19 protein-coding genes are annotated in these 25,180 nt (G+C 37.1%); 4 read left to right on the plus strand and 15 right to left on the minus strand.

The genetic code is table 11. The features are described 5' to 3' along the window. Window positions 1–108: 108 nt before the first annotated feature. From bamA to rpsB, 9 genes are all read right to left on the minus strand, one after another. On the minus strand, window positions 109–2,478 hold the full coding sequence (gene bamA / locus DYE19_RS06880) for an outer membrane protein assembly factor BamA (RefSeq protein ID WP_115323077.1): 2,370 nt from the start codon (window positions 2,476–2,478) through the stop codon (window positions 109–111). A gap of 31 nt (window positions 2,479–2,509) precedes the next feature. Next, window positions 2,510–3,838 carry a sigma E protease regulator RseP gene (gene rseP / locus DYE19_RS06885; RefSeq protein WP_115323078.1) on the minus strand — a complete coding sequence of 443 codons (1,329 nt, stop codon included), beginning with the start codon at window positions 3,836–3,838 and terminating at the stop codon, window positions 2,510–2,512. Window positions 3,839–3,861: 23 nt separating this feature from the next. After that, window positions 3,862–4,728, minus strand: a complete 867-nt coding sequence (locus tag DYE19_RS06890) for a phosphatidate cytidylyltransferase (RefSeq protein WP_115323079.1) — start codon at window positions 4,726–4,728, stop codon at window positions 3,862–3,864. 15 nt (window positions 4,729–4,743) lie between these two features. Next, window positions 4,744–5,463 (minus strand): polyprenyl diphosphate synthase, encoded by a 720-nt coding sequence (uppS, locus tag DYE19_RS06895; RefSeq protein ID WP_115323080.1) that lies wholly within the window; start codon window positions 5,461–5,463, stop codon window positions 4,744–4,746. A 57-nt stretch (window positions 5,464–5,520) separates the two neighbouring features. Further along, complete coding sequence (ispC, locus tag DYE19_RS06900) at window positions 5,521–6,720, minus strand: 1-deoxy-D-xylulose-5-phosphate reductoisomerase (RefSeq protein WP_115323081.1); 1,200 nt, start codon at window positions 6,718–6,720, stop codon at window positions 5,521–5,523. A 122-nt stretch (window positions 6,721–6,842) separates the two neighbouring features. Next, window positions 6,843–7,400, minus strand: a complete 558-nt coding sequence (gene frr / locus DYE19_RS06905) for a ribosome recycling factor (protein WP_049215235.1) — start codon at window positions 7,398–7,400, stop codon at window positions 6,843–6,845. 88 nt (window positions 7,401–7,488) lie between these two features. Continuing rightward, window positions 7,489–8,205: a UMP kinase gene (gene pyrH, locus DYE19_RS06910; RefSeq protein WP_115323082.1), complete on the minus strand. Its 717-nt coding sequence runs from the start codon at window positions 8,203–8,205 to the stop codon at window positions 7,489–7,491. A 142-nt stretch (window positions 8,206–8,347) separates the two neighbouring features. Next, a complete protein-coding gene (gene tsf, locus DYE19_RS06915; protein ID WP_115323083.1) occupies window positions 8,348–9,196 on the minus strand; it encodes a translation elongation factor Ts in 849 nt (282 codons plus the stop codon). Window positions 9,197–9,337: 141 nt separating this feature from the next. Next, entirely contained in the window at window positions 9,338–10,060 is a 723-nt protein-coding gene (gene rpsB / locus DYE19_RS06920) for a 30S ribosomal protein S2 (protein WP_049215241.1), read from the minus strand. A gap of 258 nt (window positions 10,061–10,318) precedes the next feature. On the opposite strand from rpsB, the gene DYE19_RS06925 reads away from it, so the two are divergent. From DYE19_RS06925 to DYE19_RS06940, 4 genes are read left to right on the plus strand one after another with little or no spacing between them, the layout of a single operon-like run. Next, a complete protein-coding gene (locus DYE19_RS06925) occupies window positions 10,319–11,281 on the plus strand; it encodes an HlyD family secretion protein (protein ID WP_115323084.1) in 963 nt (320 codons plus the stop codon). A gap of 15 nt (window positions 11,282–11,296) precedes the next feature. After that, complete coding sequence (gene rbbA, locus DYE19_RS06930) at window positions 11,297–14,029, plus strand: ribosome-associated ATPase/putative transporter RbbA (RefSeq protein WP_115323085.1); 2,733 nt, start codon at window positions 11,297–11,299, stop codon at window positions 14,027–14,029. A 1-nt stretch (window position 14,030) separates the two neighbouring features. Then, window positions 14,031–15,155, plus strand: coding sequence for an ABC transporter permease (locus DYE19_RS06935; protein WP_115323086.1), 1,125 nt, complete (start codon window positions 14,031–14,033; stop codon window positions 15,153–15,155). Between the two features lie 11 nt (window positions 15,156–15,166). Further along, window positions 15,167–16,558, plus strand: a complete 1,392-nt coding sequence (locus DYE19_RS06940) for a TolC family protein (RefSeq protein ID WP_115323087.1) — start codon at window positions 15,167–15,169, stop codon at window positions 16,556–16,558. A 92-nt stretch (window positions 16,559–16,650) separates the two neighbouring features. Here DYE19_RS06940 and ppiD read toward each other — a convergent pair whose 3' ends face one another. The 6 genes from ppiD to lysM form a co-directional block, all read right to left on the minus strand. Continuing rightward, window positions 16,651–18,528, minus strand: a complete 1,878-nt coding sequence (ppiD, locus tag DYE19_RS06945; RefSeq protein WP_115323088.1) for a peptidylprolyl isomerase — start codon at window positions 18,526–18,528, stop codon at window positions 16,651–16,653. A gap of 134 nt (window positions 18,529–18,662) precedes the next feature. Then, window positions 18,663–21,074 (minus strand): endopeptidase La, encoded by a 2,412-nt coding sequence (gene lon / locus DYE19_RS06950; protein ID WP_115323089.1) that lies wholly within the window; start codon window positions 21,072–21,074, stop codon window positions 18,663–18,665. A 118-nt stretch (window positions 21,075–21,192) separates the two neighbouring features. After that, window positions 21,193–22,428, minus strand: a complete 1,236-nt coding sequence (gene clpX, locus DYE19_RS06955; RefSeq protein WP_115323090.1) for an ATP-dependent protease ATP-binding subunit ClpX — start codon at window positions 22,426–22,428, stop codon at window positions 21,193–21,195. 16 nt (window positions 22,429–22,444) lie between these two features. Next, entirely contained in the window at window positions 22,445–23,026 is a 582-nt protein-coding gene (clpP, locus tag DYE19_RS06960; protein WP_049215257.1) for an ATP-dependent Clp endopeptidase proteolytic subunit ClpP, read from the minus strand. Between the two features lie 171 nt (window positions 23,027–23,197). After that, window positions 23,198–24,496 (minus strand): trigger factor, encoded by a 1,299-nt coding sequence (gene tig, locus DYE19_RS06965; protein WP_115323091.1) that lies wholly within the window; start codon window positions 24,494–24,496, stop codon window positions 23,198–23,200. A gap of 211 nt (window positions 24,497–24,707) precedes the next feature. Then, the gene (gene lysM, locus DYE19_RS06970) at window positions 24,708–25,151 is read right to left on the minus strand and encodes a peptidoglycan-binding protein LysM (protein WP_115323092.1); all 444 of its coding nucleotides are present in this window, start codon (window positions 25,149–25,151) and stop codon (window positions 24,708–24,710) included. Between the last annotated feature and the right edge of the window lie 29 nt (window positions 25,152–25,180).

Genomic DNA, 25,180 nt, shown 5'->3' on the forward strand with positions numbered 1-25,180 from the left:
GTTCATTTTCCTATTAAGTAAATAATATTAAATAATATTCTATGCTCTTATTTCAAGGCACAGATATTTATTTAGACTACAAATTTTGTCATAAGTTCCAATATGTTATTAGAATGTTCCCCCAATACTAAATTGGAACTGTTCAATTTCATCACCTTGATATTTTTTAATTGGTTTAGCATAAGAAAAGACTAAAGGACCAATTGGTGACTGCCACTGTAGTGCCACACCTGCAGATGCACGAACACGTGTTGGATCGCTATAGTCTGGTAATTTCAAATTAGCAAATTTTGCTTTATCTTCTGATTTCCAACGTGTATTCCATACACTTGCGGCGTCAACGAAGAATGATGTTCTTACAGAATTTTGATTTTTATCAGCAACAAATGGGGTTGGTACAATTAACTCCGCACTTGCAGTTAACATGGCATTACCACCTATAATATCCGAACTTGGTACACAGTAACCTTGACAATTTTTACCTAAATAAATTGCATTCGGTCCAATTGCACCATAAGCAAACCCACGTAAGCTTCCGATACCGCCTGCACTATAATTTTGATAAAATGGTAGACGTTTATCACCAAATCCATCCGCAAAAGAAGCACTAATACGGCTAGAAACAACCCAACCATGTTCACGATCAAGTGGGTAAAAACCTTGTGCTTCAGCATTTAGTTTATAATATTTGTTATCTGATCCTGGAATAGTAATTCGTCCACCTACATTTGCTCTAACCCCCTTAGTTGGGAAATAGCCTCTGTTTAAGCTGTTATAATTCCATCCAAAAGAAAGATCAAAATCATGTGCTTTAAATGTCCAATTATCATATTTCATTGCAGATAAATAAAGCTCACGATTATATTCAGGCACAACATTTTTTAACTTATTATAAGTATAGCCAACGCCTAAATAATAAGAGTTATTTTCGTTTACAGGAAAACCTAGTGTTAAATTTCCACCATAAGTAGTACGCCCATAAGAAGCTGAAGTGCTACTTTTCGAGCTATCGTATTCCTCAAAAAAGACATTACCACCTAAGCTTACGCCATCTTTAGTAAAGTATGGTTCGTTATAGCCTAAATTAATCGTTGTACCATAATCATTGCGTGAACCACCTAAACTAATTGATGAACCCATTCCCAAGAAATTATCTTGTTTAATACTTGCCTGATAACTTAAACCACTTTCGGTACCATAACCAATACCAAAGTTAATGCTACCTGTATTACGCTCTTTCACTTTATAAATTACATCTACTTGATCTGAGCCAGGAATAGCTTCGGTTCTTGTTTCAACACTTTCAAAGAAACCTGTACGATCTAAACGTAATTTACCTAACTCAACTAACTCTGAAGAAAGCCAGGCACCTTCTTGCTGACGCATTTCTTGACGTAGTGTACTATCAGCACTAACGGTATTACCTTCAAAACGAATTTGACGAACAGTATAGGTTTTACCTGCTTCAACGATAAAATCTAATGAAATTGTTTTATTTTGTTCATCAAAAGTAGGGTGTACATTGACTTGTGCAGTTGCATAACCTCTTTCACCTAATTTTGCTTTAATACGTTGCTCAACATCTACGACATCAACTCGGCGAAAAGGACCATTGATTTGGATAGTCTCTAGAACAGGAGTAAGCTCATCAGACATGCCTCCAACATCGCCAATAATACGCGCATTTTTTACAGTAAATAAATCACCTTCTTTAACCTTTATTTTGACACGAGCTTCCTTTTTAGATTCATCTAATTGAATATCAGTATCTAAGATTTGGAACTGTGCATAACCACGATCTAAGTAGTAGCTACGTATTGTTTCAAGATCTTTGTTAAACTGAGTTTGATCAAATTTATTACCAAAAAGTTTCCACCAAGAATCAGTTTGCAACTCCATTTGATCAACTAATTTACCTGTGCTAAAAACAGTATTGCCTTCAAATGTAATATCTTTAAATAAAGCCACATCATCTTCAACAATTTGAATTTTAACTTCAGCACGATTATTTGGTAGAGTATTCACAATCGTATCTACTTTTGCATTGTAACGGCCAACACTATGGTAATGATCAAGAATACCTTTACGGAATTCTTCTAATTTTGCACGATTTAAAACATCGCCTACTTTAAAACCATTTGCATCTAAATTTTGCTTTAATGCGTCATCAGGAATAGATTTATTACCATCTAAGACTACGTCTGCAATAATTGGTTTTGGCATAACAGTCACAACTAACGTATTACCTTCTCGTGTTGCTCTAACATCATCATATTGACCAGTCAAAAATAATTTACGTACGACATTAGCAATATCATTATCTGTTGCACGTTGTCCAACTCGGACAGGGAGAGAGGCTAATACATTCCCTTCCATGCCTACTTGAACACCGTCTACACGAATATCTTTAACAACAAAGGGCGCAGCAAATACACTGGCTGAACCAAATAGTAAGCTCGCAATTAAAAGTTTTTTCATTGTGAATGTTATCCTGTAAGTAAAAAATGAATTATAAACGTAAAAAATCATTAAATAAGGCAAAGCTCATCAATGCAATTAATAATGCTGCCCCAATTCGATAACTTACGTTTTGAATGCGTTCAGAAAGCGGTTTACCACGTACTGCTTCTGCTGCTAAAAAAACTAAATGGCCTCCATCGAGTACAGGCAGAGGAAATAAATTCATAATGCCTAAATTAACACTGATAAGTGCCATAAAGCCTAAATAATAAATAAAACCAATTTCAGAGGATATACCCGCACCTTTTGCAATAGAAATTGGCCCACCTAAATTATTCAAAGATAAATCACCAGTAAACAATTTACCGATTACTTTAATCGTTAACCATGAAAGCTGGACAGTCTTCTCTACCGCTTTTTGTAAGGCTTCCAGAATATCATATTTTAGCTCTGTTCGATACTTATCAGAGATTGGATCAGCGGTAGGTGCAATACCAACATACCAATTCCCTTTTTTATTTAGCTCTGGTGTAAGTAGTGTTGAAAAAAACTGTCCTTCACGCTCAACCTTTACTGTAAAGGGTTTGCCAGCTTGTACCAACTGAAGAAAATCTTGCCAACTAATGAGGTTTGAGTTTTCATAAATTTTATCGCCGACTTTCAAACCCGCTTTATATGCAGGGGAATCAGTTTGGACCTTAGACAAAGTCATTTCGACTTTAGTTCGAACTGGTTGTAAACCTAATGCTGTTATTGCACTTTCTTTTTCTGGATCAAAACGCCAACCTGATGTATTAAGTATTTTTTGATATTCAATATCAGAACTGAAAGGCGAGACAGTGAGGACAATTTGTTGGTTACCTAATTTAGTGGCTAACAACATATTAATTGTTTCCCAATCAGTAGCACGACTACCATCAATCGCCCTAATCTCAAACTGTGGCTCAATCTGTGCTTGAGCAGCAATAGAATTTGGAGTGATTTCTGCGATTACGGGTCTTACACTAGGAATCCCAACGGTATAAATAGTAAAATAAGCTAAAATTGCAAATAAAAAGTTAGCAATAGGGCCAGCTGCAATCACAAATGCGCGTTGGGCTACAGTTTTTTGGTCGAATGCCTGTGATTTTAATTCCATAGGAACATTTTCATTACGACCGTCTAACATTTTGACATAACCGCCCAAAGGGATAACAGACAAAGCAAACTCCGTCCCATACTTATCTTTACGTGACCATAACACTTTTCCAAATCCGATAGAAAAACGGTGTACTTTTACACCACATTTTCTAGCAGCCCAAAAATGACCATATTCATGTACTGCTACTAAGACACCAATAACAATAATAAAGGAAACAAATGACCACAAAAACGACATAATTCTTTATTCCTAACTAAATGCTAAATAACAAAAAAATAAAAATAAGCAAAGAACGGAACAGCAGCAGTTAAGCTATCGATACGATCTAAAATTCCACCATGTCCTGGAATTAGTTGACTACTATCCTTAATACCACTTTCACGCTTAAACATACTTTCTGTGAGGTCACCCAAAATAGATACTGCAACTGTTGCAACAGAAAGTAGAATAAAAGCAGGTGTCGATACGTTTGATAATAAATTTTGTTGAGTAAATTGAATGAAAACTGTTGCCAATAAACCCGCCGTTAATAATCCACCAAAGACACCTTCCCAACTTTTACCTGGTGATACTTTAGGTGCTAATTTATTCTTACCAAATTGACGTCCCGCAAAATAAGCACCTGAATCAGCGCTCCACACTAAAATGAAGACATACAATAAAAGAACTAAGCCATGATATTGATCGGTAACATAATGATCTAAACGTAAACGTAATACGCCGACTAAGAAAGGGACAAGAGTAAAAAAAGCAAATATAACTTGCAGTAATTTATTTTTTCCCCAACTGACTGCCGATTTAGGATAAGTAACAACTAAACTCAATGCAATTCCCCACCATATCACAGAAGAAAAAAGCATGAGTGAGATATAACCCTCAAAAACACGTCCTGCATTCAGATAATGACTTTCACCATAAATCCATAAAAATAAAAATGCAGCTGCAACCCCCGTCATACCTAAACGCCAGAAAGGTAGTTTAAAGTGTAAAAATTGGCTCCATTCCCAAACTCCAAGAACGACAACCGTACCAACAGCAAGTGCTAAATAGAAAGGAGAAAAGAAAAACAATGCAACAAATACAATTGCAATCAAAATAATTGCAGACAAGACACGTTCTTTAAGCAAAATGTAATCCTCTTATTATTCTAAGCCACCAAAACGGCGATGGCGTTGTTGATAAGCAATAATCGCTTTATTAAATTCCTTTTCGTTAAAATCTGGCCAAAGCACATCTGAAAAATAAAGCTCAGCATAAGCAATTTGCCATAATAAAAAATTACTAATTCGTTGTTCTCCACTTGTTCTAATCAGCAAATCTACTTGTGGCTGCTCTTTAGTAACTAAACAACGTTGTAATAACTCTGCATTAATCTCTGAAACTTCAATTTTATTATCTTTAACTTGTTGTGCTAAATTTTGTGTTGCTTGTACAATATCCCAACAACCACCATAATTTGCTGCAATATTTAATGTTAAAGCAGAATTATTTTCTGTTAATTTTTCCGCTCGTGCGATCTTATTTTGTAAGTTAGCACTAAATCCTGCGACATCACCAAGAATATTCAACTTAATGTTATTATTATGCAATTTTTTTACTTCTAGATCCAAAGCCTGCATAAATAAAGTCATTAAAGCACTGACCTCTTGTTCTGGGCGTGTCCAGTTTTCACGACTAAATGCATAGAGAGTAAGGACTTTTATTCCTATCTTACCTGCATAAGATACAGCTTCACGCACGGCTTTTATTCCATTTTTATGACCAAAAATACGCATTTTGCCTTTTTGTTTAGCCCAACGCCCATTTCCATCCATAATAATTGCAACATGTTGTGGAATATTGTTTGGATCAAGTTCTATCATATATTTTAAAATCTCTGACCGCGCTTTGCCGCCACTATACCATAAGGGATAGTGATGTTAAAAACTTAAAATTATTGTTTTTGCTAATTCTCGCGCTTTTTGATCAACATCTAATACATCTTCAACACATGTAATTTTTTGTGGTACTATATTATCCACAACCTGCTGATTTACCTGTGCAATTTCGTTAAATTTTATCTGATAATTTAAAAAACTTTCTACTGCAATTTCATTTGCAGCATTCATTGCTGTAGTGGCATATTGACCTGCAGCGAATGCATCTATCGCTAATTTTAAGCATGGATAACGCTGATAATCTGGCTGAATGAAAGTCAGACCATTTAACTGGTAAAAATCTAACGGTTCAACACCAGCAAAAATCCGATTTGGATACGCCATCGTTTCAGCAATAGGCGTTCTCATGTCTGGATTCCCCATTTGTGCGATTACACTGCCATCGATATAGCGCACCATTGAGTGAATAATAGACTGAGGATGGATAATTACTTCCATTTCATCAGCCTTAGCATTAAATAACCAACGTGCCTCAATATATTCCAGTCCTTTATTCATCATCGTTGCAGAGTCTACTGAAATTTTTCTCCCCATAGACCAATTTGGATGAGCCACAGCTTGTTCTGGCGTAATATGTGCAAACTCACTTAATTCTGTATAGCGGAAAGGACCGCCTGACCCTGTTAGTACAATTTTACTAATACCTAATTCAAGAAGAGAACAATAGCCAATTTGCTGCTGGGCTTCTGGTGGTAGAGATTGAAAAATTGCATTATGTTCACTATCAACTGGCAACAATTTTGCATTACTACGGCGAACTTCATCAATAAATAATTGACCACAAGTCACTAAAGCTTCTTTATTAGCCAATAAAACACGCTTACCTGCTTTTATAGCAGATAAAGTTGGCAATAGACCTGCTGCACCAACAATTGCCGCCATAACCATATCGACCTCAGGATGAGCAGATAGTTCACAAATAGCAACTTGACCTGAGATTACTTTTGTTGAGCTTTGGTGAGCCTGTAATTTTTCAGCTAACTGTTTGGCGGCATTATTGTCATCTAGTGCCGCAAAATACGGTTGAAACTTCAAACATTGTTGGAACATCAACTCTACATTACGTCCACCAACTAATGCAAAAGCATGATATTTTTCAGGATTATGTTCAATCACGGATAAAGTACTAGTTCCAATCGATCCTGTTGAGCCTAATACAACGATATTTTGTTTATTTTGCATAAAATCCAAACCGCACTTTGAGTGTTAAACTAATTTTAATCAGAACTCTCTATTTTCTTTTTCAAAATAATAAAAGACGCAGTGAACCACTGCGCCTTTTATTTTAATCTATAATAAACAGTTTAGAAATCCAATAATTCTTTTTCTTTATCTGCTAATACTTCATCTACTTTTTTTACATAAGTGTCCGTGATTTTTTGAATCTCATCTTGTGCTTTACGTTCTTCATCTTCACTAATTTCTTTATCTTTCAATAATGCTTTAATTTGATCATTCGCATCACGACGAACGTTACGTACAGCAATTTTACCTTGTTCTGCTTCACCTTTTACGATCTTAATTAAATCACGACGACGTTCCTCTGTTAATGGAGGTAATGGTACACGAATAGTCGTTCCTGCTGATGATGGATTTAAACCTAAATCAGACGTTAAAATCGCTTTTTCTACCGCACTAATTAAACTACGATCAAATACAGTCACAGCCAATGTACGTGCATCTTCAGCAACGACGTTCGCTAATTGGCGTAACGGTGTTGGCGAACCATAATATTCTACTTGAATACCGTCAAGTAAACTTGGTTGTGCACGCCCGGTACGTACTTTAGAAATATGGTTTTTAAAGGTTTCTAAACTTTTTTCCATACGCGCTTGCGTATCTTTTTTAATTTCATTAATCACAAGAATTCCTTCTTTATAGTCAATAAATCTGAATTAATCACTTTGCTGTAAGTTTAATCTAAATTGATATAAAAATCACGATAACATTTTAGTCACAAATTAATGTGCCTTCAACTTCTCCTAAAATAACACGACGCAATGCACCTGATTTCCCCATATTAAAGACACGAATTGGCATATTATGGTCACGTGCAAGAGTAAATGCAGCTAAATCCATCACTTGTAGTTCTTGTTCAATGACATCTGCATAATTGAGTTTATTATAAAGTACCGCATCAGGGTTTTTCGTTGGATCGCAATTATATACTCCATCAACTTTAGTCGCCTTTAATACAACATCAGCTTCAATTTCAATACCACGTAAACAAGCTGCTGAATCTGTAGTAAAAAATGGGCTCCCAGTTCCTGCTGAAAAAATCACAACGCGTTTTTCGCGTAACATTTTGATCGCTTCAGACCAGTTATATGTATCACAAATACCATTTAATTGAAAAGCAGACATCAATTTTGCATTAACTTCTGCACGGTGCAATGCATCACGCATAGCAAGTCCATTCATCACTGTTGCCAGCATACCCATATGGTCACCAACAACACGATTCATACCTGCTTTTGCGAGTTTTGCGCCACGGAACAAATTACCACCGCCAAGAACAACCCCAACTTCAACGCCCATTGCAACTAATTCTTTAATCTCTAATGCCATTCTATCTAAGATCGAAGGATCAATACCGAAACCTTCATCACCTTGTAATGCTTCACCACTGAGTTTTAATAAGATTCGTTTATAAATTGGTTGGCTCATTTCGTACCTCTTTTTATTCTGTAAGCAACAAATTATCGTTATTTTTGACCGCACTTTGTATCAAGTTCTCAAAAGAGACGTCAGTGCTAATATCCATCTCTCCGATAAAGAAAAGGCGAGTTACCTCGCCTTAATTTAGAAATTAGATTTTTTGCATTGCGGCAACTTCTGCTGCGAAGTCAGATTCTACTTTCTCGATACCCTCACCTACTTCAAAACGAATGAAGTTAGTGACATCCGCACCATTTTCTTTTAAGAAGTCACCGACAGATTTAGACGGATCCATCACGAATGGTTGACCTGTTAATGAAACTTCACCAGTGAATTTCTTCATACGACCTTCAACCATTTTTTCTGCAATTTCACGTGGTTTACCAGATTGCATAGCAATGTCAACTTGGATTTGACGCTCATGTTCAACAACATCAGCAGGAACATCAGATGGGTTAACATAGTCTGGACGGCTTGCTGCAACATGCATTGCAACTTTTTTAAGTAATTCGTCGTCTGCGTTTTTACCTGCAACTAATACACCGATTTTAGCACCATGTAAGTATGAACCCAGAACATCGCCATCTAAGAATTGAACACGACGAATATTCATATTTTCACCGATTTTAGCAACTAATGCAGCACGTTTTTCCTCAAACTGTGCTTGAAGAGCTTCAATTGCTACACCTTTATTTGCTAATGCGAAATCAGCTACTTCATTTGCTAAACCTAAGAAACCTGCATCTTTCGCAACGAAGTCAGTTTCACAGTTCATTTCAACTAACACACCAAAACCTGCACCTACACGAGCAAGGATTACACCTTCTGCAGCTACACGGCCTGCTTTTTTAGCCGCTTTTGCTTGACCCGATTTACGCATGTTATCAATTGCCAATTCAATATCACCATTCGCTTCAACTAACGCTTTCTTACATTCCATCATACCCGCGCCAGTACGCTCACGAAGTTCTTTTACTAATGATGCTGTGATTTCAGCCATTTTTTAATCCTCTGTCCACTCTATTTCGTGCAAGTGTTTAAATGCACTTTGATATAAAAAAGCAGGGAACTTAATCAAGCCCCCTGCTAACCAATTAATCGTTGTGATTAATAATAAGGGCTTTCGCCTTATCTACTTGAATTATTCAGATTCTGCAACAAAACTTTCTTCAGATACAGTATTTTGATTGCGACCTTCTTTAACTGCCGCTGCTGCTGCTGAAAGATATAGTTGAATTGCACGTGCAGCATCATCGTTACCAGGGATAACGTAATCAACACCATCTGGATCTGAGTTAGTATCAACGATAGCAAATACTGGAATACCTAAGTTATTTGCTTCTTTTACCGCGATGTGCTCGTGGTCTGCACCAATGACAAATAATGCATCTGGTAAACCGCCCATCTCTTTGATACCACCAAGACTTAACTCAAGTTTCTCCATCTCACGAGTACGCATTAACGCTTCTTTTTTCGTTAATTTATCGAATGTACCATCTTGAGATTGAGTTTCTAAATCTTTTAAACGTCTAATTGATTGACGAACTGTTTTCCAGTTAGTCAACATACCACCTAACCAACGGTGGTTTACATAATATTGTTGACAGTCTAATGCTGCTGCTTTAACTGCTTCTGTTGCTGCACGTTTTGTACCAACGAATAAAATTTTACCGTTGTTACCTGCGATACGCGTTAACTCAACTAACGCATCATTGAACATAGGAACTGTTTTTTCTAAGTTAATGATGTGTACACCGTTGCGTGGTCCGAAAATGAATGGTTTCATTTTTGGATTCCAGTAACGAGTTTGGTGACCGAAGTGAACGCCAGCTTGTAGCATATCGCGCATTGAAACTTGTGCCATATAATATTTTCCTTTAAATTGGGGTTTAGCCTCCACATACCAAGTAAATCGACCGTTTGGCACCCCGATTTACCCTGAAGATATGTGTGTGATGTCTAAGTTAAAAATTAAATGTGAATGTTATTTTTTAAAAGTCAAAATAACGGGGTGCTTTATACCATAAAGAGCGGTCAAATTCTAGCAATTTTTTCACTTCAAACTCAATTTATGTTATAATTCCCAGCACATTACATATCTTTATGTTATAAGGGGATCGTAATGAAAAAAATAAGCTTTCTACTCGTAATTATTGCTATTGGTATTGGTTTCTACTGGCACCAATATCATCAAAAAATTGAGCCAACTAAATTTGCCCATTCAAATGGGCGTCTAGAATTTTCTCGCTTAGACATTGCAAGTTTATATGCAGGAAAAATTGATCAGGTTTTTGTCACTGAAGGCGAATATGTGACAAAAGATACTTTACTTGTTAGTCTTTCCTCTGACACTCTCCAAGCACAAGTGGATACTGCCGAAGCAAGAAAATTGCAAACACAACAAGTAGTTAAACGTACGCTAGCACAAATTGAAGCACAACAGCAACAACTCAAAACCGCACAACTTGATCTTGATAATGCAACACAATTGCGGCATAACAAATTAATCTCACAAACAGAACTAGAAAAACGACTCGCATTACGTGATGTAGCAAAAGCAAATTTACATGCTTTAGAAATTGCTACAACAGAAGCAGAAGCTGCTGTTGCACAAGCGAATGCACAACTCGTACAAGTCAAATCAATGCTAAATGATTTACAAATTAAAGCACCAAAAGCAGGGCGAGTTGAATATAAGTTAGTCGATAATGGTCATGTTATCCCTGCAGGACATAAAGTTGTCAGCCTACTCGATTTAACTGATGCGAGTATGAATATATTTCTCCCCGCACCAATCGTCAATCAAATTCCACTCAATACCGAAGCTCGTATTGTATTTGATGGACTAGATGCAGTTTTTCCTGCAAGAGTAACTTATGTCGCCGCAGAAGCACAATTCACACCTAAATTTGTTGAAACAGATACTGAGCGTGAAAAATTGATGTTTAAAGTCAAATTACAAATTCCCGATGATATTGCACAACAATACGCCAATTATCTAAAAGGCGGTATGACAGGTAATGGTTTCGTCCGTATCAACACTACTGACTGGACGCCTGAACTCCAAATTAAGCTACCAAAATAACAATAGAGGTACGCAATGGATGCTATTCGTTTGGTGAATGTATCACATTCTTACCAAAAAATGACGGCACTTGATCGTGTGTCCCTGAGTCTGCCGATAGGATGCACTGTTGGGTTAATCGGACCTGATGGCGTTGGAAAATCAACATTATTGTCTTTGATTGCTGGAGTGAAGATCATTCAACAAGGGCATATTGAGGTCTTTGGTTTAAATCAAGCAAATAAGACTGAACGTGAATCTTTACTGAAACGAATCGCATTTATGCCTCAAGGTTTGGGTAAAAATCTTTATCCAACTCTTTCTGTTTATGAAAATATCGAATTTCATGCACGTCTTTTTGGCTTAAATACACAGCAACGCCAGATACGTATTACACGCTTATTACATGCTACAGGCTTATCTCCTTTTGCACAGCGTGCTGCGGGCAAACTTTCTGGAGGAATGAAACAAAAGCTAAGTTTATGCTGTGCATTAGTTCATGATCCCGAACTATTAATTTTAGATGAGCCAACTACGGGAGTTGATCCATTATCACGCCGCCAGTTTTGGACATTAGTCAATGAGTTACGTAGTGAAAATCAAGATATGACTATCATTGTCGCGACTGCTTATATCGAAGAAGCTGAACAATTTGAATATTTAATCGCAATGGATGCTGGACAAATTCTACTTCACGCACCAACACAACAGGTGCTAAAAGCAACACAAGCAAATAATCTTGAACAAGCCTATATCAAATTACTACCAGAGTCTAAACAAACACACTGGGATTCGAGTCAAATCCCACCTTTTTTACCAGATCCTACCCAGCCATTTGCGATTGAAGCAGAAGGATTAACCAAAGTTTTTGGTGATTTTACTGCGGTAGATAACGTCAGCTTCCACATTCCGCAGGGTGAAATTTTTGGCTTTTTAGGCTCAAATGGATGTGGTAAAAGTACGACAATGAAGATGTTAACTGGATTATTAGATGCTACGGCAGGAAGTGCAACATTATTAGGTAACCCTATTGATTCAGGTGATATGCAGACACGCAAACAAGTAGGGTATATGTCACAAGCATTCTCACTTTATGAAGAGTTAACATTACGCCAAAATCTTATCTTACACGCTAGATTATATGAACTTGAAGGTGAAAAAGGACGAAAAGCAGTTAGCCAAGCATTAACTCAATTTCAGCTAGATGATATTGCCGATAGCTTACCTAGCGAATTATCACTAGGTATCCGTCAACGTTTACAACTTGCTGCAGCATGTTTACACCACCCTAAAGTACTTATTCTTGATGAACCTACTTCAGGTGTTGACCCTGCTGCACGTGATATGTTTTGGCAATACTTAGTCCAACTATCTCGATCAGAAAAAATGACTATTTTTGTCTCTACTCATTTCATGAATGAGGCGCAACGTTGTGACCGTATATCGTTAATGCATAAGGGGAAAGTCTTAGCGGTAGGTACTCCCGAACAATTATGTCAACAACGTAATGCAAAAACTTTAGAGCAAGCATTTATCAGCTTTTTAGCAGAACAAACTGCTGAACCAATATCACTACAAGTTACGCTAAACCAGCCTGTCACAGAGCAATTGAACAAGCGTCCAGCAGCTCTTGCACCTAATCCTGTGTTATCTTGGTTGAGTAATATCTGGACATTTGCACTACGTGAAAGTAAAGAAATTCTGCGAGATCGTATCCGCTTAGTCTTCGCAATTTTAGGTCCTATTCTTTTACTTTTTACTGGTAGCTGGGGAATTTCGTTTGATACGAATGAACTAAGCTTTAGTGTACTCGATCAAGATCAAAGTTATGAAAGTCGTCAACTTATTGAACAGTTTAGTGGTTCAGCTTATTTCAAAGCTCTTACACCACTTAAAGCGCGGTCGAATTTAAATGAATTTTTGAAGTCTGGAAAAGCAAGATTACTGATTGAAATCCCGCCAAATTTTGGACGCGATCTCTTACAACAACGTAAACCAGAAATCGCTTTCTATGTTGATGGTTCTATGCCTTTTACAGGCGAAAATATGGTAGCTCATATACAACAAATTCTGTTCCAATATCAAAAACAACTTTATCAACAAAATGGCATCATCTTACCTCAAATAGCTAATCTTGAAGTTAGATTTATGTATAACCAAACTTTCCGTAGTGTTAATGCTATTTCACCAGGATTAATCATGGTTACATTAATGTTAATCCCCTCTATGATGACAGCACTTGCTGTTGTACGTGAAAAAGAAATCGGTTCTATTACGAATCTCTATAGTTCCCCTGCCAGTGTTTTGCAATATGTTCTTGGTAAACAGCTCCCTTATATTTTTTTAGCTATGTTGAACTATTTAATGCTCGTTTCACTCGTAATTTGGGTCATCAAAGTCCCACTAACAGGATCTTTCTGGGCAATGAGCTTAGGGGCATTTTGTCTCATATTAGCCGCAACAGCTTTTGGTTTACTTATTTCTGCTTTTGTTAAATCTCAAGTTGCAGCTATTTTTGCTACGGCTATTATTACTGTCATCCCAACGATTAACTTTTCAGGTTTACTTTACCCCCGCTCAACAATCACTGGCATTGGTTATTGGATGGGAGTAGGTTTTCCAACTAGTTGGTATCACTTAATTAGCTTGGGTGCTTTTACGAAAGGTTTAGGTTTTAGTAGTTTTTTCGATTTATATCTCATACTACTACTCTTTTTTATAACTTATTTAGCAATCACTTGCCTGCTTTTAAAAAAACAGGAGAAGTAACATGCAACAATGGATAAAAAATGTTTATTTCTTATGTGGCAAAGAAATTCGTAGCTTTTTTAGTGACTTCACACTACTTATCCTTGTCATCATGATGTTTACTGTCACAATTTACTCAATTGCCAAAGGTATTACAACTGAAGTAAAAAATGCTTCAGTGGCTATTTTAAATGAAGATCGCAGCGCGCTTTCTTTTCATATTCAAGATGCGATGTTACCACCGCAATTTAATAAAGTTGTTGAAATCAAACCACAACAAATAGATACGGCTATGGACAATGGTGAGTATATTTTTGTACTAACTATCCCAGCCAATTTCACTGCCGATTTACTCGCGAACAAACAACCTGAACTACAACTATTAGTTGATGCAACAGCCATGTCACAGGCGGCCGTAGGTGCCAGCTATTTACAACAAATCATCAGACAACAAATTGTTGAGTATCTAAATAAAACACCAATAGACTATGACCTCATCACGCCTAAAATAAATGTCTTATTTAATAGTAATTTAAAAACAGAATGGTACATGCCAGTGACTCAAATCACTGGTAATTCAACATTACTGACATTAATTCTTGTGGGCGCTGCTGTTATTCGCGAAAGAGAGCATGGCACTATTGAACATTTATTAGTGATGCCTGTAAGTGCCAGTGAAATTGTTATTTCAAAAATTTTAGCTAATGGACTTATCATCCTTATTGCCGCATTTCTTTCTTTATATTTTGTTGTGCATAAATTCATTGATGTCCCCATTAATGGATCTATTGGATTATTTATTGCAACTGAAGCAGTATTCCTTTCTTCAATGGCGGGGCTCGGTATTTATCTCGCTACACATGCTCCAACAATGCCACAATTTAGCCTACTCTGTTTACCTGTATATATCGTCCTTTATTTACTTTCTGGCAGTTTATCACCATTAGAAAATATGCCACTACTGGTGCAATATATAATGCAACTTTCCCCCTTAACTCAATTTATTGCGATTGGTCAAGATGTGCTGTTTCGGGGAGCGGGTATGAATGTAATCTGGCCACGTGTTTTGATCATTACATTGATGGGAGCATTATTTATTCTCATCGCTATTTTACGTTTTAGAATTATGCTAGCTCGCCAAAACTAAGGAAAAACACTATGCAAAAAACACTTATTACACTTATTTTGAGCGTATTGTTAACAAGCTGTCAAAATACAAACATTGATTTGCCATCGCAGATCACATTACCAGCAAAATACACTCAAGAAACTATCCATTCTGGTCAACAAGCTATACAACAATGGTGGGAAAGTTGGCGTGATCCTCAACTGACAGATTTAATTCAACGAGGATTAGCACATAACCACGATATTGCAATTGCACAAAGTAAACTAACTGAAGCGCAAGCGATTGCTCAACTAGCACGTGCCTCATTATTTCCTAAATTAGCAGCAACTGGTAATTTGGGGAAAGCACATATAGATATTGAGCAGTTTAATATGCGCCCCCAAAATAGTATGGGTGGTGTCAGTATGGCTTGGGAACCTGATATCTTTGGACAAAAACAGAGCGACTCTGACGCGGCTCAAGCCGCAGTAGCGGCATCACAACAACAAGTTTATGGCAGTCAAATGCTAATTACTAGCGAAATTGCACATTACTATTTGAAAGCCCTACATACAGTAAAACAGCAATTGTTGTTACAACGTACACTAGACACGCTACAAGATTTACAACGTTATCTCAAAGGGCGTTTCAATGCTGGGCAAGTGACAGCCTACGAACTTGACGAAGTAACTAGTCAACTACAAGCAATCATGGCAAAGAATGCGACGTTACAAGCACAGCTAGAAGCATACCAACGTGCAATTGCCGTCTTGATTGGTGCTGTTCCTCAAACATTTAGCTTAAATTTAGCAAAAATGAGAAAAGTAGATGTACTGGCACACCTACCACCACCTCCTCAAGGTGGACGCCCCAGTGACTTATTAGCCCAACGCCCTGATATCCAAGCACAAGCAGAAAATGTCAAGATATGGGCAGCCAAATTGGCTAGTGCGAAAGCTGACTTATTACCTCGCTTTAATATTCAATTTTTATGGCAAACAGGACATATTGAGTTAGATAGTAATTTACCTCATTTAAATACATGGCAAAATCTCATTAGTGCGGGGATCCAAGTACCTATTTTTACGGCTGGACGCATAAAAGCTAATATTAAAGCGGCTGATGCACGACTGCAACAAGCCTTACTTCAATATGATCAAACTTTACTGAAAGCACTAGCAGAAGTCGATAGTAGCTATCAATTACAATTTGCCCTCAATCGTCAATCTTATTTATTAACACAAGCTCTAACGGCTAAACAACGACAAAGTGCAGATAGCCAAAAACTATTTCAATATGCTGAGCAAACTTTTGATCGCACATTACAAACAAAATTAGATCAATTACTTCTTGAGGAAAAAGTATTAGATAACCAACTGGCTAAAGCTACCAACTTAATTTCTTTATATAAAGCGATTGGTTTAGGCTGGCAAGCACAATAATGCTTGATTTTAAAAAGTTTGTTAAAATAACCGCACTTTAAAACAATAAAAAAGCCTAGTCAAACACTAGGCTTTCAAATCTGCTGTAATCACTATTCTTCGGTCTGTTTAAAGAATTGCTCATTCACTTCAATTTTTGCTTTAGCACGTAAGGCTTGTAACAGTTTATTCTGTAATTCAACTTGGCGAGCTTGAGCAATTTGTTGTGTAAAAATCTCACTTTCAGATGCAGTTAAAGCTCCCTGTTCAATCGCACTTAATTTAACTAATACAATATTACCATTACTTGTCTTTGCTGCGGTATAACTTGGTTTATCAGCATCAAGATGCATTGAGAAAATAACATTATTCAACGCAGGATCGCGATTATCCGCAAATACCCATTTTTCTTCATCTGCAAAATCAATACCTGATGGCAATGCTGCATTAGGATTAGCAGATAAGGCTTCTGCTGCTTTAGTTGCCTCAGCCAATACAAGTTCTTCTGCTTTCTGACGGGTTAAATAAGCTGTAATATCCGCTTTTGCGTCTTCTAATGTTCTAGTTCCTTCTGCTTTATGCTCTAGCACTCGCACTACTACAGCATGTTGTTCTCCCACATTCATCGGTTCAGAATTTACGCCACCTTGAGAAATATCTGAGTGGAAAACCGCAGCTACTACATTTGGATAATTTAATTCAGCTGGCACATCATTTGCTGAGAAATAATCAGTTTGCTGAATTTTTAAACCAGCTACTTCAGCCGCTTTTTCTAATCCTTCTGGATGCTCAAACGCTTTTTCAGCAATCTGCTTTTCAATTGAGAAATACTGATTATTGACTAAATTTTGACGAATTTGATCTGCTATTTGTGTTTTTACGACCTCTAATGGTAAAGCAGAGGCATCTTTACGCTCAGTTACTAAGATAATGTGATAGTTATTATCAACTTTTACTGGTTGACTATATTGACCAACTGCGAGCGCATTCGCTGCATCTTCGAAAGCTTTCGGGAAAGTCCCCGCACTTGCCCAGCTTAGGTCACCACCATTTTGTGCTGAAATCTTATCTAAAGAGCGTGCACCAGCTAAACCTGCAAAATTTGCACCATCTTGTAACTCTTTATAAATTGCTTGGGCTTCTTCCTCAGTTGCAACTTGAATATGAGATAAACGCTGTTGCCCTTGTGATACATAAAGTGCTTTATTATCTTGATAATATTGTGCAATCTCTACATCAGAAACATGAATATTTTTCTCAACATCAGCTCTCGTTAATGTAATATACTGTACTTTCGCTAATTCAGGTACTAAAAAGGCGCTTTTATTAGCTTCATAATAAGCTTTAATTTCATCTTCAGATACGGTTTGCTTCGCCATTGCATCTTCTACTGAAAATGAAGCTAAACGTACTTTCCGTGCTTGAAAAAACAATTCTGTCAATTGTGCTTGTTGAGCAGGTACGATAAATTCACTTTCTGCTAAGCCTGTTTGCAATTGCTCTAATCGTAATGCTTCGCGTACAATATTGGCATACGCATCAGGCGTAAGCCCATTCAATTGCAGCATTCTTTGATATAAATTATTATCAAACTTACCATCTGTTTGGAAAATTTGACTAGTTACTATTTGTTGTTTTATACGCTCATCACTAATCCCAATCTTCAACTCATCAGCATATTGACGCAATAATTCTTGGTTAATTAAATTATTTAATACACTTTCTCTTAAGCCAGTAATAAACTCTGGTGAACCTGACAAGGCTGCAAATTGTGCACCAAGTTGTTGTCTTAAACGCTCTGATTCAGATTCATAACGTTGATAAAAAGTTTGCTGTGAGATTTCTTCACCATTTACTTTTACTGCAGATGTATCTACACGAGTAAAGACATAACCAGTAATACCACTTAACACGAAAGCGACCGCAATGATACCCAATAGTAGCTTTGATACCCAACTGCTTGTCATATTGTGAAGTTTTTCAATTAACATTGTTGTTATCCTATAAATATTATTTTAATCAACCGAAAATGCCTACGATTATAATAGAAAGTCCCTCTATTGGCACGAGCAAAATAAAATTAAGCCAAATCATAACAATTTGGCTTAATTTAACAAAGTATCAATTAATTGACCGCACTTTTACGGGAAGTTGAACGGCTTTTACGAACTGCCTTAGCTGCTGTCACAGGTGAGAGCTTGACAAACTCCACTCCCGTTGGTGCATTTTCTAATGCAATAGTTAAAACTTCATCAATACTTTCTACGGCATGAATCGTTAAATTATTTTTGGCATTATCAGGAATATCCTCTAGATCTTTTACATTATCTTTCGGAATAATCACGGTCTTAATACCGCCACGATGTGCCGCCAATAATTTTTCCTTCAAGCCTCCTATTGGTAATACTTTTCCGCGCAACGTAATTTCGCCCGTCATCGCCACATCCGCTTTCACTGGGTTCCCTGTTAAACAAGATACCAAGGCTGTACACATTGCAATACCTGCACTTGGCCCATCTTTCGGTGTTGCACCTTCTGGCACATGAATATGGATATCTCGTTTTTCATGGAAGTCCGAAGCAATACCTAATTTTTCTGCTCTTGCACGGACAACTGTCATAGCAGCTTGAATTGATTCTTTCATCACATCACCTAATGAACCAGTATAAGTGAGCTTTCCTTTACCCAATACTGATGCAGTTTCAATAGTCAACAAATCACCACCAACTTCTGTCCAAGCTAATCCAGTCACTTCCCCAACACGATTTTGTGTATCTGCGCGACCAAACTCAAAGCGTTTCACCCCTAAAAACTCAGATAAATTCACCGCACTTACTTTGATTGATTTTAACTTCTTATCCAGTAATAAGTTTTTTACTGCTTTACGGCAGATCTTTGAAATTTCTCGTTCTAGACTACGTACACCAGCTTCACGTGTGTAATAACGAATAATATCAAGAATGGCACTTTCTTCAATTTCAAGCTCACCCGTTTTTAAACCATTACGTTCCATTTGCTTCGCGAGTAAATGACGCGTTGCAATATTCAGTTTTTCATCTTCGGTATAACCAGAAAGACGAATAACTTCCATACGATCCAATAATGGTGCTGGAATACGCATTGAATTCGATGTAGCAACAAACATTACATCAGATAAATCATAATCTACTTCTAAATAATGATCATTAAATGTGGTATTTTGTTCAGGATCAAGTACTTCTAATAAGGCAGATGCAGGATCACCTCGCATATCAGAACTCATCTTATCAATTTCGTCTAGCAAGAATAATGGGTTTTTTACGCCCACCTTTGCCATCTTTTGAATCAATTTACCTGGCAACGCACCGATATAGGTTTTACGGTGACCTCTAATCTCAGCCTCATCACGCACACCTCCTAATGCCATACGTACATATTTACGTCCCGTTGCTTGTGCAATAGATTGCCCCAGTGAGGTTTTCCCTACACCTGGTGGTCCTACTAAACACAAAATAGGTCCTTTGATTTGATTTAAACGTGTTTGTACTGCAAGATATTCTAAAATACGCTCTTTGACACGCTCTAAACCATAATGATCGGCATCTAACACTTGTTGCGCTTTCGCAAGATCTTTTTTCACTTTTGTACGCTTATTCCAAGGCACTTGTACCATCCAATCAATATAGCTACGTACAACAGTTGCCTCAGCAGACATTGGTGACATCATTTTCAATTTCTGTAATTCAGCTTCTGCTTTTTCTTTTGCTTCAGCTGGCATCTTAGCGTCTTCAATTTTTTGACGGAGTTGCTCAATTTCATCCACGCTATCCGTTTCACCTAGCTCTTTTTGAATCGCTTTAATTTGCTCATTCAAATAGTAATCGCGCTGTGTTTTTTCCATTTGCTCTTTTACACGGCCACGGATACGTTTCTCTACTTGCAGTAAATCCGTTTCAGACTCCATTAAACCGAGCAAATATTCAAAACGAGCAACGACATTTGGAATTTCCAATACTTTTTGTTTATGTTTTACTGCAACAGGCATATGCGCAGCTAAAGTGTCGCTTAAACGATCAAACTCCTCAATTCGTTCTAATGCGGAATGGACATCTGGCTGTACTTTTTTATTTAATTTTGCATATTTTTCAAACTCAGCCAGTGTGGCATTCTTAACAACAGACAATTCTTTCTCATCACCAAATTCAGTGTCGATCAATGTAATTTCTGCGGAGAAAAATTCACCATCATCTTCTAAATGGTTAATAGTCGCTCGTTGTTGACCTTCAACTAATACTTTTACCGTGCCATCTGGTAATTTAAGTAGCTGAATAATATTGGCAACTGTACCAACTTTATATACATCATCAACCGTTGGCTCCTCTAAATCAGCTTGCTTTTGCGAAACTAATAGCAATTGTTTTCCAGTTTCCATTGCCTCATCAAGGCTACGAATTGATTTTGCTCTACCGACAAATAATGGCATCACCATATAAGGAAAGACGACCACATCACGTAATGGTAATACTGGAATGGTTTGTTTCTGTTTTTTGACGCTCATTCCGAACTCTCTTAGTTAAATTAGAACATTTTGCCTAATATGAGGGTAATTTTGAATAAATCAAGTAAATAAACAAAAAGTGCGGTGAGATTAACCGCACTTTTATTTGATTGAATACTTATTTTTTATATTTTAACGTTGGCGGTTGTTTGTCAGTAATAGTCGTTTCTTCTACGATCACTTTATTTAGATTTTCTAAAGAAGGTAAGTCATACATAGTATCTAACAAAATCGCCTCAACAATAGAGCGAAGTCCCCTAGCACCTGTTTTACGCTCCAAGGCCTTCTTCGCCATCGCAGTCAATGCCTGTGGCGTAAACTCTAGTTCTACATCTTCTAAACCAAATAATGCTTGATACTGTTTGATAAGTGCATTCTTCGGTTCAGTCAAAATTTTCACTAACGCTTCTTCATCCAATTCAGCAAGTGGTGCGACTACTGGTAAACGACCAATAAACTCAGGAATTAAACCAAATTTCATCAAATCATCTGGTTCCACTTGTTCAAATAATTGACTTAATGTAGCTTTATCTTGTTTGCCTTTAACTTCTGCACTGAACCCAATCCCTGAGCCAACATGCACCCGTTTTTCAATGACCTTATCTAACCCTGCAAATGCACCACCACAAATAAATAAAATTTTTGATGTATCTACATGCAACATTTCTTGCTGTGGATGTTTACGCCCACCTTGTGGTGGAATGGATGCGACTGTACCTTCTATTAATTTCAATAAAGCTTGCTGTACGCCTTCACCCGATACATCGCGTGTAATTGAAGGATTTTCTGACTTACGTGTAATTTTATCAATCTCATCAATATAAATAATCCCTTGCTCTGCACGCGCTACATCATAATCACAGCTTTGTACCAATTTTTGTAATACATTTTCCACATCTTCACCCACATAACCAGCCTCTGTTAATGTGGTTGCATCCGCCATAGCAAAAGGTACATTTAACATACGCGCCATGGTTTCTGCCAATAAAGTTTTACCGCTACCTGTCGGTCCAATCAATAAAATATTACTTTTACCAAGTTCTACATCGGTTATTTTTTTATCCGAGCGTAAACGTTTATAGTGATTATATACTGCTACCGCTAGTACTTTCTTAGCGTAATCTTGGCCAATCACATAATCGTCTAAATGTGCACGAATCTCATGTGGCGTAGGTAATTTTTGCTGTTCAAATTCTTCTGGATTTGCTTCTTCTGTTTCATCTGATAACAACATATGATGGCACAATTCAATGCACTCATTACAAATATAACCCGATGTGCCCGCAATCAATTTACTGACTTCTTTTTGCTCTTTACCGCAAAAAGAACAATGTAATTCAGTGTCTTTTTCCATTTTTTATCCTAAATTCTTATCGTTTTTCTAACACTTCATCAACCAAACCATATAATTTTGCTTCTTCTGCAGACATAAAATTATCTCGATCAGTATCACGTTCAATACGTTCAATACTTTGACCTGTATGAAATGCCAAACGCTCATTCAAAGTATGTTTGATTTTTAAAATCTCTTGAGCATGAATTTGAATATCTGATGCTTGGCCACGGAAACCGCCTAGAGGCTGATGAATCATGACTCGCGCATTAGGTAAGGCAACACGTTTACCTGCCGTACCACCCGCTAATAAGAATGCCCCCATTGAACAAGCTTGTCCAACACAAAGTGTACGAATATCAGGTTTAACAAATTGCATAGTATCGTAAATCGCCATCCCAGCAGTGACAGAACCGCCTGGTGAATTAATGTAAATATTGATATCTTTTTCTGGATCTTCTGATTCTAAGAATAACAATTGAGCGACAATCAAATTAGCCATACGGTCTTCTACTTCGCCACTTAAGAAAATGACGCGTTCTTTCAATAAACGTGAATAAATATCATAAGAACGTTCTCCTCTTGAAGTTTGCTCTACAACCATAGGAATTACACTCATATTTACCTCTTTCAATCCAATCTAATAAAATTAACACATCTAATTATTCTACCTGAAAATTCAAATTTTTCTAACTTGAATATTTCACCATGACAAAAAAGTGCGGTCAAAATCATTAAAATTCTGACCGCACTTAATTCATGTAAAATAACTATTTAAAACGACAATAAATTACGCTTGAGTATTCATAACTTCATCAAAAGAAGCTGCTTTTTCAGTTACTTGTGCTTTTGCAAGTACCGCATCAACAGCTTGTTCTTCTAAAACAACATTACGAATATTATTCATTAACTCTTTGTTTTTGCTGTAATATTCAATCACTTCTGCTGGCTGTTCATAAGCTGAAGCAATTTCTTCGATCATCGCTTTAGCGCGTTCTTCATCTACTTTTAATTCGTTAGATGCAATAACTTCTGCTAATAATAAACCAACTTGTACGCGACGTTTCGCTTGTTCTTCAAACAACTCACGTGGTAATTGTGCTGCTTGTTCAGTATTACCACCAAAACGTTGTGCAGCTTGACCACGTAATACCTCGATTTCTTGTTCTACCGCAGCAGCTGGCACTTCAAGTGTATTCTGTTCTAATAAACCATCAATGACTTGACCTTTTACTTTCGCAGTTAATGCATTTTTGAGTTCACGCTGCATGTTTTTACGAATTTCACTACGTAAATCATCAACAGTTTTCGTATTTGGACCAAATTTTGCAACAAACTCATCGGTAAGTTCTGGTAACACCATCACCTCAACTTTTTTCAAGTTGATCGCGAATTTAGCCGCCTTACCTTTTAAGTTCTCTGCATGGTATTCTTCTGGGAAAGTCACATTAATATCGAACTGCTCACCCGCTTTACGACCAACGATACCGTCTTCAAAGCCAGGGATCATACGACCTTGTCCCATGAATAAAGTGAAGTCTTCTGCTTTACCACCTTCAAACTCTTCACCATCAACAGAACCAACGAAATCGATCACAACACGATCTTCCGCATTAGCTACTTCTGTGCTTTCTGCCCAAGTTGCTTGTTGTTTACGTAATACTTCGATCATTTTCTCGATATCTGCATCTGTAATTTCAACAACAGGTTTTTCAACTTTGATTTGCTCTAAACCTTTTAATTCTACTTCTGGATATACTTCGAAAGTCGCAGTGAAAACTAAGTCTTTACCTGTCTCAAATTGTTCTACTGCAAAAGATGGGCGACCTGCAAGATTCACTTTTTGCTCAATCATGACATTGAAAAAGTTGTTTTGTAATAATTCGCCTAATACATCATGACGGACAGATGGTCCAAAACGTTTTTCAATAATGTGTGGTGGTACTTTACCTTTACGGAAACCATCAACACGCGCAGTTTTAGCAACACGTTTTAATTCTTCACGTACTGCGCCTTCAACAGTGTCAGATGGAACGGTGATTTGAACACGACGCTCAAGACCTTGAGTTGTTTCAATAGTAAATGACATTATATTACCTCAAAATGAATTTGCACTCGGCGAACGCACACACCGAACACGTTAGTAAAAATTAAAGTTAAAAATAACCGACGAATTATAGCGAGATAAAACACATCAGTCGAGAAAATGCCAAACAAAAACGCATATTTGTACATTTTTTATACCAAAGCAAGAAAGGAAAGCGTTTTGGCGCTTTCCTTTCTTATGTTTTATACGTTAATTACAAGGCTTTTGGTAAGCGGATTTTTTGTCCTGGGAAAATTTTATCCGCATCTTTGATGACCTCTTTGTTTGCTTCGACAATCGCTGTGTATTTTGTACCATTACCATAAGTTTTTTCCGCGATTTTCCACAAGGTATCACCTTTTTGGATGACATAAAACTCCTCTTCACTCGCTAAACTTTCACCATTTTTGATCGTGACATTATCAACTTTCACCTCAGTAATACCAGCAACATTACCCGCCATCAATATGACTTTTTCTAGTGCACTCGCAGACTCTGCCGTACCTTCAATAATCGCAACACCATCTTCAACTTTTACCACAACATCTTCAATACCAGGGTTGTCCTCTTTAATATGTTGAACAACTGCATCTGCTGCATCTTCTTTTTTTGAGAAAAGTTTACGACCAATCTCACCGACAAAATCAAATAATCCCATGTTAAATTCCTCATTGTTATTAAATACTC

Source organism: Pasteurella canis, assembly GCF_900454865.1.
In the GTDB taxonomy this organism is placed as follows: domain Bacteria; phylum Pseudomonadota; class Gammaproteobacteria; order Enterobacterales; family Pasteurellaceae; genus Pasteurella; species Pasteurella canis.

What these genes read in the sequence shown, in the direction of transcription:
- uppS (WP_115323080.1), bottom strand. Translation starts at nt 5,463, where the DNA reads ATGATAGAACTTGATCCAAACAATATTCCACAACATGTTGCAATTATT.
- tig (WP_115323091.1), bottom strand. Translation starts at nt 24,496, where the DNA reads ATGTCATTTACTATTGAAACAACTCAAGGTCTTGAGCGTCGTGTTCAA.
- DYE19_RS06935 (WP_115323086.1), top strand. Translation starts at nt 14,031, where the DNA reads ATGCAACAATGGATAAAAAATGTTTATTTCTTATGTGGCAAAGAAATT.
- rseP (WP_115323078.1), bottom strand. Translation starts at nt 3,838, where the DNA reads ATGTCGTTTTTGTGGTCATTTGTTTCCTTTATTATTGTTATTGGTGTC.
- ispC (WP_115323081.1), bottom strand. Translation starts at nt 6,720, where the DNA reads ATGCAAAATAAACAAAATATCGTTGTATTAGGCTCAACAGGATCGATT.
- rpsB (WP_049215241.1), bottom strand. Translation starts at nt 10,060, where the DNA reads ATGGCACAAGTTTCAATGCGCGATATGCTACAAGCTGGCGTTCACTTC.
- tsf (WP_115323083.1), bottom strand. Translation starts at nt 9,196, where the DNA reads ATGGCTGAAATCACAGCATCATTAGTAAAAGAACTTCGTGAGCGTACT.
- ppiD (WP_115323088.1), bottom strand. Translation starts at nt 18,528, where the DNA reads ATGTTAATTGAAAAACTTCACAATATGACAAGCAGTTGGGTATCAAAG.
- rbbA (WP_115323085.1), top strand. Translation starts at nt 11,297, where the DNA reads ATGGATGCTATTCGTTTGGTGAATGTATCACATTCTTACCAAAAAATG.
- clpX (WP_115323090.1), bottom strand. Translation starts at nt 22,428, where the DNA reads ATGGAAAAAGACACTGAATTACATTGTTCTTTTTGCGGTAAAGAGCAA.
- DYE19_RS06940 (WP_115323087.1), top strand. Translation starts at nt 15,167, where the DNA reads ATGCAAAAAACACTTATTACACTTATTTTGAGCGTATTGTTAACAAGC.
- pyrH (WP_115323082.1), bottom strand. Translation starts at nt 8,205, where the DNA reads ATGAGCCAACCAATTTATAAACGAATCTTATTAAAACTCAGTGGTGAA.
- lon (WP_115323089.1), bottom strand. Translation starts at nt 21,074, where the DNA reads ATGAGCGTCAAAAAACAGAAACAAACCATTCCAGTATTACCATTACGT.
- lysM (WP_115323092.1), bottom strand. Translation starts at nt 25,151, where the DNA reads ATGGGATTATTTGATTTTGTCGGTGAGATTGGTCGTAAACTTTTCTCA.
- clpP (WP_049215257.1), bottom strand. Translation starts at nt 23,026, where the DNA reads ATGAGTGTAATTCCTATGGTTGTAGAGCAAACTTCAAGAGGAGAACGT.
- DYE19_RS06925 (WP_115323084.1), top strand. Translation starts at nt 10,319, where the DNA reads ATGAAAAAAATAAGCTTTCTACTCGTAATTATTGCTATTGGTATTGGT.
- bamA (WP_115323077.1), bottom strand. Translation starts at nt 2,478, where the DNA reads ATGAAAAAACTTTTAATTGCGAGCTTACTATTTGGTTCAGCCAGTGTA.